1 protein-coding gene is annotated in these 551 nt (G+C 69.9%); it reads left to right on the top strand.

The window, feature by feature from the left end; translation table 11 throughout:
* Positions 1-551: AMP-binding protein (locus AC5Y30_RS25470; RefSeq protein WP_499922082.1), on the top strand; the 551-nt coding region annotated here is incomplete at both ends.

Genomic DNA, 551 nt, shown 5'->3' with positions numbered 1-551 from the left:
GGGTTCATGCTCGCTGACGCCGCCCCGGTCGCGGTCATCACCACCGCCGCGTTGCGCGCGCGGGTCGACGGCCACGACGTGACGGTCATCGACCTCGACGATCCGGGCATCCAGACCGGTGCGGGCACGCCGTTGCCGGCCCCGGCCGCTGATGATGTGGCGCACATTATTTACACCTCGGGCACTACCGGGACGCCCAAGGGGGTGGCGGTCACCCACCACAACGTGACCCGGCTGTTCGCGTCGTGGGAGGCCGGGCTGACGCTGGGACCCGATCAGGTGTGGACGCAGTGCCATTCGTATGCCTTTGACTACTCGGTGTGGGAGATCTGGGGGGCGCTGCTGCATGGTGGGCGCCTGGTGGTGGTCTCTGAGGAGGTGACCGGTTCCCCGCAGCAGTTGCAGGCCCTGCTGGTCGCCGAGCAGGTCACGGTGTTGAGCCAGACCCCCTCGGCGGTGGGGATGTTGTCCCCGCAGGGGTTGGAGTCGGCGGCGTTGGTGATCGCCGCGGAGGCCTGCCCGGCGGCGGTGGTCAATCGGTGGGCGCCGGG

The sequence above is a fragment of the Mycobacterium sp. NGS27 genome (assembly GCF_059813005.1).
This window is presented reverse-complemented; position numbering and strand designations above follow the sequence as displayed.